Source organism: Enterobacter asburiae, from assembly GCA_011754535.1.
In the GTDB taxonomy this organism is placed as follows: domain Bacteria; phylum Pseudomonadota; class Gammaproteobacteria; order Enterobacterales; family Enterobacteriaceae; genus Enterobacter; species Enterobacter cloacae_N.
On sequence record JAAQVN010000002.1, the window covers coordinates 15,030 to 29,838 of the forward strand.

General features: G+C 58.0%; 13 protein-coding genes and 1 pseudogene. All 14 read right to left on the bottom strand.

The genetic code is table 11. The features are described 5' to 3' along the window. Positions 1-215: 215 nt before the first annotated feature. The 14 genes and pseudogenes from HBM95_22995 to HBM95_23060 all read right to left on the bottom strand — a co-directional run bounded on the left by HBM95_22995 (position 216) and on the right by HBM95_23060 (position 14,587). Entirely contained in the window at positions 216-1,724 is a 1,509-nt protein-coding gene (locus HBM95_22995) for a hypothetical protein (protein NIH45758.1), read from the bottom strand. Positions 1,725-2,682: 958 nt separating this feature from the next. Beyond that, positions 2,683-3,702, bottom strand: a complete 1,020-nt coding sequence (locus HBM95_23000) for a replication initiation protein (protein NIH45759.1) — start codon at positions 3,700-3,702, stop codon at positions 2,683-2,685. Continuing rightward, the gene (locus HBM95_23005; GenBank protein ID NIH45760.1) at positions 3,695-4,234 is read right to left on the bottom strand and encodes a replication protein; all 540 of its coding nucleotides are present in this window, start codon (positions 4,232-4,234) and stop codon (positions 3,695-3,697) included. Before HBM95_23005 ends, HBM95_23000 begins: the two co-directional genes overlap by 8 nt. After that, entirely contained in the window at positions 4,227-4,304 is a 78-nt protein-coding gene (gene tap, locus HBM95_23010; protein NIH45761.1) for a RepA leader peptide Tap, read from the bottom strand. Before tap ends, HBM95_23005 begins: the two co-directional genes overlap by 8 nt. A 220-nt stretch (positions 4,305-4,524) precedes the next feature. After that, a complete protein-coding gene (locus HBM95_23015) occupies positions 4,525-4,785 on the bottom strand; it encodes a replication regulatory protein RepA (GenBank protein NIH45762.1) in 261 nt (86 codons plus the stop codon). 151 nt (positions 4,786-4,936) lie between these two features. Beyond that, entirely contained in the window at positions 4,937-5,482 is a 546-nt protein-coding gene (locus tag HBM95_23020; GenBank protein NIH45763.1) for a phospholipase D family protein, read from the bottom strand. A 146-nt stretch (positions 5,483-5,628) separates the two neighbouring features. After that, the gene (locus HBM95_23025; GenBank protein NIH45764.1) at positions 5,629-6,420 is read right to left on the bottom strand and encodes a DsbA family protein; all 792 of its coding nucleotides are present in this window, start codon (positions 6,418-6,420) and stop codon (positions 5,629-5,631) included. Then, positions 6,413-7,134: pseudogene (locus tag HBM95_23030) on the bottom strand (fertility inhibition protein FinO). Before HBM95_23030 ends, HBM95_23025 begins: the two are co-directional and overlap by 8 nt. A 32-nt stretch (positions 7,135-7,166) precedes the next feature. Then, positions 7,167-7,904 carry a type-F conjugative transfer system pilin acetylase TraX gene (traX, locus tag HBM95_23035; protein ID NIH45765.1) on the bottom strand — a complete coding sequence of 246 codons (738 nt, stop codon included), beginning with the start codon at positions 7,902-7,904 and terminating at the stop codon, positions 7,167-7,169. Between the two features lies 1 nt (position 7,905). After that, positions 7,906-13,089, bottom strand: a complete 5,184-nt coding sequence (traI, locus tag HBM95_23040) for a conjugative transfer relaxase/helicase TraI (protein ID NIH45766.1) — start codon at positions 13,087-13,089, stop codon at positions 7,906-7,908. Positions 13,090-13,131: 42 nt separating this feature from the next. After that, complete coding sequence (locus HBM95_23045; GenBank protein NIH45767.1) at positions 13,132-13,395, bottom strand: hypothetical protein; 264 nt, start codon at positions 13,393-13,395, stop codon at positions 13,132-13,134. An 85-nt stretch (positions 13,396-13,480) separates the two neighbouring features. After that, positions 13,481-13,825 (bottom strand): hypothetical protein, encoded by a 345-nt coding sequence (locus tag HBM95_23050; GenBank protein ID NIH45768.1) that lies wholly within the window; start codon positions 13,823-13,825, stop codon positions 13,481-13,483. A 46-nt stretch (positions 13,826-13,871) separates the two neighbouring features. Then, entirely contained in the window at positions 13,872-14,159 is a 288-nt protein-coding gene (locus HBM95_23055) for a hypothetical protein (GenBank protein ID NIH45769.1), read from the bottom strand. 53 nt (positions 14,160-14,212) lie between these two features. Further along, positions 14,213-14,587 carry a hypothetical protein gene (locus HBM95_23060; protein NIH45770.1) on the bottom strand — a complete coding sequence of 125 codons (375 nt, stop codon included), beginning with the start codon at positions 14,585-14,587 and terminating at the stop codon, positions 14,213-14,215. Positions 14,588-14,809: the final 222 nt, after the last annotated feature.

Genomic DNA, 14,809 nt, shown 5'->3' on the forward strand with positions numbered 1-14,809 from the left:
TTCCCCCGTCGCTTGCGGCGGGGTTATTTTTTTCAAGTGTTGCCTTAAAGCTACAAGCTCAACCAAACCATTCGATTTGCATAGCCATTTCGGGTCTGTTCATAATAGGGGTCAGTTTGGATATCGAAAATTATTGTACGTTAAGCTCGTTTTTTAAGCGAATACAAATGCTTGCCATGAGCAACTTATGTGACTCATAGCAAATCCCTTAACTTTTAAGGTCGTATACAATCCTGGCATCCAGGTGGATGTCCTCCAATACCAGGAGTACTTCCTGCTCCTGAAGAAGCAGAACTGACACTTAACCTCCATTTTTGATTTGGTTCTTTAGTCAAATCTTTTACGAAGCGAAGTCGATCGCCCGGAGAATCACCAGGGCTGGTGAGATAAACGTTGTTTATCGCTTTTCTGATATAGAAAGACTCATCCTTATCACCCGTTGGAATAAATTCATAAACATAGCTGATATAGCCATGTGGGTCTGAAGTGCATATATCCTTTTTCGTACTAACGGCGGGTTCATTGTACCAGCTAAGGCAGGCATGTGTATCATCAATCCTGGTATAAAAAGGGTAGACGGGACCGTCAACACGGTGGTCTTTCCTGCGTTCAAAGCTCCACCACAAACTCATTGTGTTGTATTTTTGCTGAACAGCAGCATAGGTTTTTCCCTCCTCGTCTTCGTATATAAAGCCCCCAAGGGTCATGACCATGCCGTTACTGACTGAGCTGATCACGAAGGGTCCATATTCCAGGACGGGCTGGCCGGGATAGCTGAGCGTGTCACTGAGCCCTGTGATTCCGGAGGCCTCTTTCCAGGAGCCAGAGACAGATTCGGTAGTCTGGTCAGGCAGGATCCGCATATGCAGGTAGTGGTCGGTTGAAAACACCCAGTAATCGTTGTCATAACCGGGGATTTTCCATGAAGCCGGGATTTTCTGCTGGTTCTTCAGTAAATTCCAGTCAGAGAGGGGTTTCCACTGGTCCAGAGGGGTGTCGGTGCGGTTGGAGTCGATGGCTATCTGCATGGGACGGTACCAGTCGCCGCTGAAAACCCAGTACGTGTTTTCCTGGTCCGGCAGGGGAATGAAAGTATCTACGTGCCTGACCTCGTTGAGGGAGTTCCAGTTTCTGAGGGGTTTCCAGTTTTGTCCGTTGGGTGCAGAATCGTTGTTGTTCTGGTCCAGGGCTATGTGGAGATACTGGTCGCCCGAGAAGACCCAGTACTGGTATTTGTTGGTTCCTTCCCGGTGAGGAAGCTGGAGGAACGCATCGATGTGTTTTTTATCCTTCAGGGTCTTCCAGTCCTGAGAAAATTTTCGCCAGCCGGTGAGCGGTTTTTCTTCGTTGCCATACTGACCCACTTCGACTTTGCGGTAATACTCACCAGAGAACACCCAGAACTGATTATCCTCCCCCGGAACGGGAAGTACCGCATCCAGATAGGGTTGTATACGTGCAGGAGTCAAAGCCGGAATGGTCATTGCTGACGGGTTACCCTCTGAGTCAGTTACAGGAGTATTTGTCGCGGCAGTTCCGGAACTGAGTGGCAGTAAACCAGAGATGAGGAGGAATGCTCCGCCGATAATCGTTGTGAGATATTCCCGAGATCGCAAGAATTCGAATATTTCATTTTTAAAGCGGCTTAAACAACATACTTTTATATGTGGTTCAGGGGTAATAACAGAAATGAGGAACTTCAGGCCCGGAATATTGCTTATCATTGTCACTCCTTAACAGTTATGTTGCCGGAAAATCAACTCTCAGAAATTAAGTCCCTGAATTTCATCCTATCAGCTATAAGGCGAGGGGAATGAGATGTGCAGCGCATTATTCAGAATGCCGCCAAGCGGCATGGAGGCGCCAGCGGATGTTAATCAGGGCGTTGAAGGTCAGTGGCGCCGTAGCCCGGCGCAGCCGGTTACAGCTATGACAGGTTCTGCCAATCCATTCCTTCGCCCTGTCAGACCAAAACCCGCTGGAAGCGATACATAAGCTTTTGTGCGGCGTCGGAGTGGTCTCGACAAGGCGTAGCCGCAGTCGGGGCGTATCTCCGCGTTAGCGGGCCGTCAGGGCCGCTTACGGGCGTGTACTCAAAACTTCCAGCGACACTACTTACAGCCATTCAAATGTTTAGTTACATCATCCAGCATTAAAAGCGATGTTATTCCGGCCCTTTGGGCCGGGGCGGCCTCGCTTTTCAGTGGTGTGTTCCGGCTCAGGTGTTGCCGCTGTGCACGGTGAGGTATTCAAAGTTTTTTGCATGTTGTAACTACTGGTGTCAGTGATGCCCGACGCGTAGCGGAGGGTGCTACTTCTGGTTTTTCCGAACCGGCGCGGACGAAAGTCCGCTGCAAGGGCGGGCATTATTACGTTGTGCACAGATTTTTCAGGGACAGATAACTGCCCTGATTCGTTTTCAGGGGATTAATAAAAGGAATTAAGACTATATTGCGGGTTTCCTGATATACGTTTGTTGATTCTGACCATTATCTGTTTGCGGATTTTTGTGGATATCGTGGCGGCCGGAGAGAAAATGCGACGGCTGAGTAGGGTTATGCGGCCGGATATGGCCAGAACTGACGTCAGGGCGGCGATCGGGAATGAAAATCGCGAACCGGAACCAGCGCCAGAAGCCCCGAAAGGGGCTTCTGGCGAAAGAAATCAGTTTTCAGGTTGTCGCTAGTGAGGCGGCGGGGCCGTCAGCGAGAGCTGGAGCTGATACAGGTGATCGACGGCCAGCTTCTGCAGGCGGTCGTCAGAACACCAGTAGAGTTCATCTGCCGGCATGGTTTTGCGCAGGAATTCCGCCATCTCGTGAATCTGCTGGTCTTTGGGCAGTCTGGCCAGTCTGTTGGCGCGCTTGCGCGCTGCGCCCTTCTCCCGACGATATCTGAGTGCTTCAAGCGTGCGCTGCGCGTACCAGCGCTTTCTCGCCGCATGCACTGAAATCTCCTCATCCTCACGGATAATGCCGTCCCGGATAAGCGCACGTCGCTCCTCACACTCCCTGAGTTTGCGGGTCTGCTGCTCAATCAGCTTGTCCATGTCCACGCCCAGGAGCTGCCAGCCCGTAAGAGTGATCCACACATATTTAGGCAGGCGCTTACGGGACTCTTTGTCCCAGGAAGTCTGTTCTGAAACACCAAGCACGCCGAAGCGCACTTGCTCGGCAATCAGATTTGAAAGGCGTGATACGGTGACTTCCGTGCCGGCAATGACATTCCCTTTTGCATCCTTTGGGCTGAGTTCTCTGGCCAGCCTGGAGATGCACATTCCGACCGTGTGCTTGCCTGCATCACAGAAGCTGATGAGCACCGGCCACAGCGCGTCGAGCAGACGCTGTTTTTCAGGCCTGAAGGCGTACCTTCGCCCCGCCTGCCGCCGCTTCTGGACATAAAACGGGTGAAGGGACATATGCATGCGCAAGTTGTATTCACCGGTTTCAGGCTCCTTCCGGACAAGACGGTTATAGGCGCGGCCCAGCTGCCCACCGAGCGCCTTATAGCGGGCAGGACGGAACCAGAGAGGATTTTCGCATTTAGGTTTGGTGGAATGCTCGCCGCGATGACGCCGTGTACGCTTCTTTTCCGGGGCTACCAGAAAAGAATCAACGTGTCCGTCATCAACGCCCTGCCAGAAATGGATTTGGTCTTCCGTATCAAGCTGACTCCAATGAAATGGGTTAGTATTTTTACTCACTATCCCCCCCAGCATTCGACACCAGTCGGGTTTCAATCAACGCGAGCGGAGACACACCCAAAAACTCAAATAAGCGTGGTGTAAAGGTGATTATTGAGTGAACATACTGAGTATTATTAAACTCTGACGGCGCGAGACAGGCTATAAACCCAAAATCTTCCTCAAGTGACTTGATGGCACGAACAGCACGCTCAATGGACAAATAGCCACTAGCCGACTTTCTGGCTAATCCACATTCAAGAGCCAGCTCAGTCACTGAACGAATCACTGTATTTGATAGCGGATCATAATAGAAGCACATGGCCTTCAGCAGAGCAGATATAGCTTTACGCCGGAGTACTGGAGGTTTGCGTTTACGTTTACCACTGGCACACGAAAACGCAGAGGCGATGTCGAATGCAAATCCTTCAGTGAAACCGTCCGTTTTCTGCATCAATTTTTTACAGAATGACGAGGTCTCTTTTCCCTCCGGAACATTAAACACCGGATCAGGGTTTTGCACTTGGAGATATTGTGATAGGGGTTCAGCCACACCTTCCCGCACTTATGTTGCACGGAAGGAGTAAATGGCACAGAAACGGGTATTGCAGTTTTCTGAGCATAAAACTATACTCCCTGCATAGAGCAACAGCTTCTATACAGTTTAAGTAGGCCCCGTTAATCTCCTGACCCGCCAAGATTAGAGAGATTATCGGGGTTTTTGCTTTTCTGGTTCCGGGTAGACACCTCATCAGAACCAGTTCCCTGCCACCTTACGGCGTGGCCAGCCAAAATTCTTCAGACGATCAGTAATCTAGCATTGAACATCAAAAAGTAAAGCCTTTACTTCAGCAGCCCCTGTTCACTAAGTTCCCGCTCGATGAGTTTTTCAATGAACTGGGCCTGAGTTATCCCTTCCTGATCACAGAGCGCAATCATGCGATCTTTAAGAGGGTTACGGATAAAGACTTTCACTTCTTTGTGTGTAATCCGCTTTCGGGCTACAGCCGCTAACTGCTTCTCAGAAGCAGTCATCGGATTACCTTTTCGGTAAGAACGCTTTTCTTTCGATGAGGAAGTTACTGCATTTTCGACCTGCGACATCTCTGCCTCCTCAAGGATCAAACTTGGATCGTTTGCAGAGGATACTACAGATATCTGAAATCAGCGACTTAACTTTACGCGTAAGTGTGAGCCATGTTGGCGCATGACTCACCTAGATGGATGTAGATTGCGGATCAAATGACGATGCGACTTAGTATGAAGAATGCCACTCAGTTCCTCCGTCCCAGCGTGACTGCCAGTGCTGAAGGTAGGTTTGTGCCACTTCCGGCACTTCATTAATAACCAGCACATTCTCGCTATTCCTCGATGCAGCAGAGCGAGTGTAGTTAAAGCTACCAGCCTCAACTGTATGATTATCAACAATAATGACTTTGTCATGCATGATGGCGTAGCGACCGTTGGTGCGCAGCGGAATTCCCGCGTTCACCACGACGTTCATCGCCGCCTGGCTGGCTTTACTCCGGTTGCTCTTTTCATCGATCACTATTCTTACGTCCACACCACGGCGCTTTGCCCGGACAAGCGCACTAACCACCTCCGGAGACGTAAATGAGTAGCCCATCAGCCGAATTTCCTGCTGTGCTGACTCAATCGTCTTAAGGACCAGCTGCAACGCGCTGCCTTCAGGTGAAAAGCCGACCTGAACGGAGGGTGCCGCTGCTGCGGGCTGAATACAGCTCAGCGAAAGGCATACCAGACCGGACACGGCCAGCTGGCGGAAGGTGAACTTACGCATTAAATAACCTCAGAATACTGTTCGGATGTGTTAACCAGAAACGCCGGAGACGGGGAAAACTTGCTTTTGCCCTTCTCCGGGGTTGGACAACTGAGCACGGCGAAGGCGTCAGTCTCTTTTAGCGGTATCAGGTGGCGAACGCCTGATTATTTTTTGGTATCGCCGGCAGCATGACTGATGGCCTGCTGCAGGGCCTCTGCGCTGGTGTATCCTGGGATAACCGTCACGTTATCAGCGCTGGCGCCGGCTGACGGGAGAACCACCAGGGCTGGAGTACCGCTGAAGCCCAGCTGCTGCGCAAGTGTGTTTATGCCATCCAGGGTTCCCTGAACATTTGGGGCTGTTTTCGCATCGAACTTCACGGCTTTTGCGGCCGCGCTGATATCAGCGTCGGTCAGCTTGCCCTCGTTGTGGCCGGTGGCGTAAATCGCGTTGTGATAGTTGAGGTAAGCATCGGCCCCCTTCTGCTTCCAGACCTGGAGCCCGGTTTTCGCCGCGCTGAGCGACGCCGGCCAGCGCTGGCCAAATATCGGGAATTCCTTGAACACAAAGCGCACGTTCGGGTTTGCTTTTATTACCTTTTCCAGCTCCGGCGCCAGGCGAGCACAGTAGATGCACTGGTAATCGAAAAACTCGACGACAGTGACTTTTGCGTCGGCCGGCCCATATGACGGCGTGCCTTTATCGTTCAGCAGCGCCGCCTGATTCTGAACCACGGCGGCCGTCATCGCCTGCTGCTGCTTCTCCTGCTGTTGAGCCTGCAGCTTCTGGCTGACCTCAACCAGCACTTCCGGATGAGCCAGCAGGTAGTCTTTCGCGATTTCACCAATGCGGGCTTCCTGCTCCGGGGTAAAGGCAGCGGCAGGTTTCTCTGCTGCCCCCGCCATGCCGGAGACCAGAAGGCCAGCGGCAAGCATGACTGAAAGGGTTTTATTCATGTTCATCCTGTGTTTTCCTCTTCTCTGTTGTTATCAGTTCGTATCGTGTGCGGGCGCGGGTGCTTCCCTGGCCGCCCTGCGCTGTCGTTTAGCATGCTCCTGAGCCCTGCGCTCCACGGCATACGCCGCCTCCTCCTCGCTCACCGGTGCGACCGGTTGTCCGGCAAGGTTTTTACGCCACGCGCCCACCGTCATGGCGCCCAGATACGCATCCGAGCGGGTGACTGCGGCAAGGCAGCGTTTCAGCGTCTTCACGGAAACCTCCAGCCCGCGCCGGCGAATGTCATTGACCATCGCCTCCCGGATGTTGACCGCCAGGAGCTGCGGCTGGCCGTCCGTAACGAGGGCCGGCCAGCAACGCTCCAGGAGCACGAGCGCGTCCGTCAGCGGCATAACCTTCCGGTAAACCGGTTCAAGTGCAGGCTTGCGCCTGGCCGCCCGCATGGCCTCCCGTTCCTGCGCCTGTCGCTCTGCCCACAGCCGCGCTTTTTCGGCTTTTCGGGCGGCCTTCTCATCTGCCTGCGCCTTTTTCGCGCTCTCATCCACCGCCTGCTTCCTGACCTTCCAGGCAGGAGTCGTGTTCACCACTACGGTCTTTTTACGCGTCACGGTTCTGAGCGGCTCACCCGCACTGCCTGCCTGTGGCATGCTGTTTTCATTTACATCCGACACTGGTTTTCGCCGCAGCGTCAACTTAGGGCGTTGTTCTGTCATATCCGATCCCTTAATCCCTCTCATACTCCAGATTACATCGCAATCAGTCCCAGCACTGCAAGGTGCACCGCGTAGAACAGCGGGAAAAACTCCTGTGGCCAGAAGCGCGGCACAAGACTGCAGGTCCGGCTCAGCACCGACAGGGTTATTCCGGGTATTACCAGCCCCGCAACGACAAAGGCGGCGCTGTCCGCGGCATTCAGCGCGAGTATCGCCAGCGCCAGACACAGCGCTAGCCCCGTGCGCGTGGTGCGCCGGCCCGTCATACAGACGCCGCAGGCCAGCATCAGCATGACTACCCCCGCCAGCCCGTAGCTTCCCGCTGAAAACGGCAGCCAGGCCAGAACCAGCATCAGGGACAGCGGCCACGCGCGCGGCCCGTGCTGCTGTATCAGCGCCAGCGCCTGTCCGCTGACCGCAAAGGCAAACAGGATATTGCCCAGGTCCGGGCGCAGCCCGGCCAGTATCCAGCCGCCCTGCGCCACACCCGCCCATATCCAGAGCCGGTTCAGGGCGCGCTGCTGAATCTGCGGATGGCGGGCGAGGTTCATGGCCCAGACCAGGCCAAAGAGCGGAAACGCTCCCCTACCGGCAAGACGCAGCCAGTCATTATCCAGTCCGCACAGCATGCTGATGTGGTCGGCCACCATCAGCAGCAGCGCCACGGTTTTGATAAGGTCGGTCTGGCCCGGCGTCCACACAAGCAGACGCTGCAGCCAGCAGTCGGCCACCACCACAAGAGGGAACAGCGGATGCTTTTCAGCACGCATATCAGTCGCCTCCCAGGGTCTTGTCACGCTCAAGGTCTCGCACCGTTTCGCGCTCCATCTGCTGCAGGCGGTCCCGCTGCACGTTCTCACGCACCACCTGAGACACCGCCTCATCCCGGCGGCGTTCTTCCGGCGCATCCGGCAGCGTGAGGGGAGATGCCGGCGTTTCTTTTATCCGCTCCATATCCCGCACCACATCCCGGACGGCAACGTCAGCCCCACCGGCCGGCCCGTCGCCGCTGCGGGCCATCTCGCGGACCGCCTCTTCAGCACGCTTATCCAGCTCCCGCTGCACCTCAGCCTCCCGGGCCTGCTGCGCCAGCACCTCCGGCGGAACCGTCTCTCCGGGCTGCGTACCGGTGCTGTCGGGCAGGCTGTCGGCCCAGACCCGACCGCCGGTAATGGCGCCGGGGTTCCACGGTCGCGCCTCGCCTTCGAGCCGCACCACCACGCCGCTCTGTGGATTCTCCCTCGCGAACCGCACGCCCTCTTCCATATCCCGCGCCAGCAGCGACTCACCGTTACGGCTGGCCTGCAGACCCGCAAACGCCGCGTCCCCGCTGCCCATCACCCGGCCTTCACCAGCGAGCCCCTTAAGCTGCCCGTCTCCGGAGGTCAGGGCGCTCAGCCAGACGCCCGCCTGCCTGCCGTTGCGGTCAAAAGCGGGCAGCGCCACGTGCGGCTGCGGGTATTTACGCCCCGGCGAGATAAATTTCGCCATCGAGCCCTCGGGCTGCAGCCCGGCCTGGCGCAGCGCGGCGCGACCGGCAGGCACCTCACCCAGCGCTTTAGCCGTCGCCGTCAGGCGGGCGGCATTCGCGACGACGCGGTCGCCACGCGGCTCGAGAATGTCATGCGCCGTACTTTTCGCCTGCGATTTTTCCATCGCGGCCACCCACTTATCCCGGTTGTCGGTATAAACCTGCGCGTGCTGCTTCATGCGGCTCAGCGCCACGTAGGCCGACTCGAAGCTCACCATCCGCTTACGCCCGCAGTCCGTGCCCTGCAGGGAGATGGAGAAGGGTTCGCTCGCACCCTGTGAGCCTTCAACGGTAACGGCATAGGCCAGGTCGATGTGCTGCTCTGCCTGCTCCGCTGACGGCGTAAGCGTGCGGGTCTGTTTTCCATCCGACAGCGTGACGCTGTCACCTTTTATCTCACTGACCGACCAGACGCTGTTGGCCACGAAGCCCCGCTCGTTGTCGCTTTTCGAAAAGCGCATCCGGTCACCTTCCGACACGGTGATGGTGTCCTGACGGTAGAGCGTGACGCCCTCTGTCGCCGCCTGCGCGGGCGACAGGCTGCGGGTGTTGCCCTGCGTATCCTTCAGCGTCACCAGGTGCGCCTCCCCGTCCAGCGCCTCAATGCTGTAATACGTGCTGTCCAGCAGAACCAGGCTGTCGCGGGACGCCTCCCACGTTGCCATGCGCCTCAGCTCCCCGTCGCGGATATTGGCTGGCGTAAGGACCGGCAGCGTGACCTCTTTTTCGCCCACCTCGCCGGCATCCTGACGGGCGTCATGAATCATGGCGTTCACCTGGCGGCGGTCGGCGTTCAGGGCGGTGATAACGATGGTCTGCGCCTGCGCCTCCGGCGTACGCCCCGTGTAGTCCTTCACGATGGCCTCCAGCAGCGTCGCGGGCTCCCCGCCGGGCAGCAGGCCACCGGCCGCCATGGCTTTCGCGATGGCCTCCTCCCGTTCGCGGCTGAACTCCATGACCGAGCTGTCCGGCTGCCAGGCATCCGCCCTGCGCGGCACCTGTGCCGGCGCCACGCGCTCAATGGTCGTCAGGGCGCTGCCGATATCGCGGTTAATCAGGCTGTAGACGGCAGGTTTAAGCTCCGGCGTCTGGCGGACAATCTCCTGCATCACCGCCACGTCAATGGCGCTGCGCTTCTGCAGCAGGCGGAAGGGCTGGCCCGGGGCAATGGACTGCAGCTGGTCGGTATCGCCGCTGGAGACCACGCGTCCCCCGCCCCCGGCAATCAGGCTGTACGCCTTCGCCATGTCGGCGTTACCGACCATCGAGCTTTCATCCACGAGAAACAGGACGTTGCTGAAGTCCGGTCGTTCGCCGCCGCGCAGCTGCTGCTGCGTGTCGTGAATAAAGGCCGCCAGCGTCTGCGTTTCGGGTACGCCCGCATCTCGCATCTCGCTCACCGCCCGGTGGGTGGGGGCCACGCCGATAACACGCGGCTGCTCCCGTTCCGGCAGCGTGCCGATGGCCGACATGACCGCCCGGAACTGAGTGGTCTTACCCACGCCCGCGTAGCCCTGCACCAGGGTAAAGCGGTCGGGGGATTCAAGTATCATGCGCGTGGCGTTCCGCTGCCCGTCGGTCAGGCCCGCCAGCTGCGCGTCCGGAACATTATCCATTAGCGGGGTGACGGCCTCCTTTCCCTCAAGGACGTGGCGGATAATGCTTTTTTCAGCGTTGTACGACTGGCGTGAGACCAGCAGCTGCAGGCCGTTTCCCGGCGATACCGGCACCGACAGCAGGGCGCCGCTGCGCACCTGCCGGTCCGCCTCCTTTTCGATGGCCTGCAGGCTGAGGCTGTCCTGCTCAAATTCTTTCGCGGCGGCCATCAGCTGCGGCTTCGTGAACGCCAGGCCGTTCCCCTCCAGCACCGGAATGGCCAGATGGATAGCCTGCTGCTCCGGCGTGTGCAGCCCGGCCTTCTGGTGCGCCAGGGCATCATCGAGCCTGTCATGCCCCGCCGCATCCTTAATCTGTTTGGACACGACGCTCCAGGCAGACTGACGCGACAGCTTCTCCGTCGTTTTCTGCGCCGTCTGCGCGGAATAGAGCCGCACCGCCCGGCCGCTGAGCGCCAGTTTGTTCAGCGTGGTGTTATCCAGCTCGCGCTGCGACAGCGAGGCAAAAACCGTGGCGCTGTCGCTCACCGGGCGGCCCGGCGACTCCACCCAGCCCTGCCCCACCTTCGCGGCGGTAAACGGGCTGTCGCCGGCGGGCAGGATCACGTCAGCCTTACGCCCGGGCAGGCTGACGACGAGCCCCGCCTCCCCGAGGGCCTTAACGGTCACCGTATCGCCTCCCTTGAGCCGCGTCCCCTGCGCCTGACCCAGCACCGCCAGGCGGTCGCCCTCGGCCACGTGCAGCATGCCGGTGCGGTACAGCGACCAGCTGCTGTTGAGTTCAGACAGGCGGGTCACCCGCGTCTCACCCTGGGCGTTACGCAGCGTCAGGCTGTTGTTGCGGCCCGTCACGCGGTCAATGACAAAGCGTTCCCGGCTACGCTCTTCGGCATTCCAGCGCTCCATGACCATCCCCTCCCGGTAGTGGTCGCGCACCTGCTGATGGCGGCTGTCGAGCCAGACCGGCTCCAGCGTGGTGATACTGACCTCCCGCTCGCCCAGCACCTTTTCCGCCTTAAGCGCCTCGCGGACAGCGCCTGCCAGCACGGCCTGCTCGCGCGGACCTGAGACCTGCGCCACGCTGTGTTCACCTGCGCGGACGCTTCGGGCAAAGTCAGCGGCCAGGCGGTCATACCGCTGCCGCCGGTCAGGCTCGCTGATAACCGAGACCTGCGTCTTCTCACCGCCCTGCCATGCGAGCGTGCTAACTCCCGCTTCCTTCATGACGGTGAGGGCGCTGCCGGTCCCGGTGCGCTGGCCGATGTCGGCTATCAGCAGCTGGACGTTATGGCGCAGCGCACCGTCGAGCAGCGTGAGCGTTTCTTTCAGGGTCAGCTTCTCCCCCTGGTCAACAATCAGCGTGCTGCCGGGCGTAAAGGCCATACCCTCCGTCAGCCCCCGCCTGTCGGTGATATGCTCGCCGCTGAGGCGCTCATCCTGCATAAGGGCGCTGCGCGAACGCCTGTCGGCGGCGATAATCTGCACGTCACGCCCCTGTTCGCGCGCCATCATCGTCAGTTCCGCCACGCGCTCACGCTGGCCGGCCGCCCCGCCCTGACCCGAAATGATCGCCACCGGCGGACGGTCCTGGGCCAGGACACTCACGGCATCGCTGTATGACCGGCTGCGGGGCACGCTTTTATCCGGAAAAATGTCGGCCTGCCCCGTCCGCTGTAAATCGCGGGTCATCGCCGACACCGACAGCTCATCCAGCACGTGGATGTTCGAGGTAAACAGCCCCTTCTCTTTATCCAGCGGGATGAGCTGCTCATTTTTTATCGCCGCATCAATGCCGTCACGCGCCATCTCCACCATGCCCGGCCGCGCGGGCAGCTGCCCGAGGGTGGTAGCCAGCAGTTCGGAATACGTGAACCGCGCCCGCCGGTCACTCAGCATCGCAATGGACTGTCCGACGCTGCTGTTAATATCAATGGCTTCAGGCGCCGTAACGGGAATATTCCCCTGCTCAACCCGCAGGTCTGCCGCCTCGCGGTAGGCTTTAATGTCAAACCCCGTCGCTTTCAGGGTCTGCATCCACTCGGCCATGCGCTGTTCGGGGTCAATCTTCTGCTTCGACTGGCGGGTGTCGAGCGCCGCCACGTCGCGGGACTTCAGGGACGCGTCATCCCCGACCGCCTCGCTGATGGTCCTGCTGCGGCTGGAATACGGCTCCGTCGGTACGCCCTTCAGCTCCCACATGCCGTGTTTGCCGACCGTCTCAGTCTCATAGCCCATCGCCGCGACGTCATCCTTCAGCGCGGCACGATACAGGCGGCCAAAGGCAATCTGGTTCGCGTAGATAACGAATCCCTCACGGCGTATCGTTTCGTCGACGTCCGGCATCAGCAGCCTCGCCAGCAGTGACTGGACGTGATACGGCGTGAAATACTGTCCGTTGCGGTCGTCGCCAAGCTCAAGCTCCATGAAGATCGCGCCGAGGAAGTCGTGGAATTTGGCCTCCAGTGCGCAGACCATCAGGCAGAAGAGCGTATGCAGGTTGCTGATATCGCTCTCGCTGTACTTCGCGCAGATTTTGCGGCTCTGCTCAATATTCTCCGGCGTTCTTATCCGCGCCACATCCAGCTCGCTGGCGGCCAGCGTGATAAAGTCGCTGAACACCTCCCAGCGGCGCAGGCTGCGGGCGGTATCCCTGAACACGCTGATAAACTGGCGGCGGGCCTGGTCGATTGTCATCATCCGGTGCGGTATCGGCTGCGCGTTCACGGTGGGCAATACGGGTTTAGCGGGTGTTACTGGTGCGGCCTCTTTCGTCTGGTCAAAAAAGCTGGCAAAACTGAGTTGAGACATAGTTCCTCCTTAAATGCCGCCCCGTAAGGAGCGGCTCCTCCGTCAGCTAAATGCCCGCTTCAGTTCGAGCGTGCGTAACACCTGCCCCCACTCACTCCCGCGCATGGCAGGAATACGAACGGCGCGCCCCTTCTTCCGGCAGTGCGCTATGTGACGGCCCAGCGCCCGCATTTCGGCGCTGATGTCGTCACGGTCGATATCACTGCGTTTAATACGCACCTGTTTTTTTACGGGTGCGTTTTCCGCCTCAAGCATCTGGACATACAGGGCGGTCGGTGTAACAATCGAAACTTCACTGAATTGCATTGGTTTGTTCCTTTTGGTGAAGGCCGGATTAATCGTTCCTAGGCGTCTAATCCGGCGGGTTAAGGCAGGCGAAAGCCTGCTTTTCTCATTTCTGGCGCTGCACTCCCTCCTTAACGCGTGCCAGAATCTCCGCGTGGTCAAGGTTGCTGTAGTCACGCATCCGGTAATAACGGATACCGATCCGCGCGTAGATTTCGGTCACATTGCCGCAGACCATTTCCGCCATCATGAAGGTTTCACACTCGCCGTCTTCACTGCTGCACCAGTTCATCGGGTACATCAGGCCCAGTGCATCATGGAAGGCGTGAACGTCGATTTCGACGGGCGCGGTCAGGTATGACTTTTCGCGGCTCAGCCAGTACGCGCGTTCGGCCTCACTGGTCGCGTAAATACCTGCTTCGGCACTGGATTCGGTCAGATTTAAGTGCATGGCTTATCTCCTTCTGGTTAATGGCGTTGATATTTCGCCGTGGTGGTTATTCGTCGAACGTGATGCCGGAAAAATGCGCCATCAGGTGCAGCATGTCGGCAATCTCGTCGACTTTCTGCTGAATGGCTGGCGTGGCTTTCAGGATGCGCGTGACAGCGGTTCTGAGTTCGCCCATATAGCGGTTTGCAGACTCGCCCAGCGCCGTTTTGTCCGTATTGCTCTGGTACTTCATCAGGGCTTTACTGACGTGGTTTTGCAGGGTATCAAGCTCGCTGAGCGCGCTTTTCTCCCATGCGTCGAAGCTGAACGTACTGTTCGTGTTGCTGTTGCTCATAATGTTTCTCCGTTGTGACTGGCGGCATCCCCTGCCGCCAGCCGGTTAAGTAATCAGTAATCCGCCGCCAGCTCGATCATCAGGTCAGCACATTCACCATCGGCACGTTCTTCTTCCGCAGTCGTCAGCATGTAACCCCGTTTCTCTGCCGCCCCCATAAACACAGGACGGTCTTTCAGTGGCAGTTCTGCCAGGTAGTGCATAGCCATACCCAGCAGACGGGACTCATAAATCTCGTAGTGCAGGCCACACCCCCGGTTAGCCTGTATTTCCATACGGGCCAGCACCACGTCCGCGCGAATAACATCGAACGGGTTACGGGAATGGATATTGCGCACAAAGCCATCAGTACGCAGGGACGAGGTTTTCACCCATCTTTCGGTAGATTCTTTGGTGGCGGTTTTGACGTTGACGTTTTGTGTGTTCATCCTGCTTTTCCTCCTGTCTGGTGGTTAATCCATCTCTCGGTGAGTTCCCTGGCGGCAAAGGGCAAAGGAGCAACGGCGGGGCGGCAGGAGAAGGGCGGAGACAAAAGTTTTTGCGATCCTTCGCAAAAACTTTTGGCGGAGTGCATTTCACCCTTCGGATGACGACACGGCGGTGCTACGACAACCCCTCCGCCCGGGGACTTAACGGGAGAGGGCTCGCCA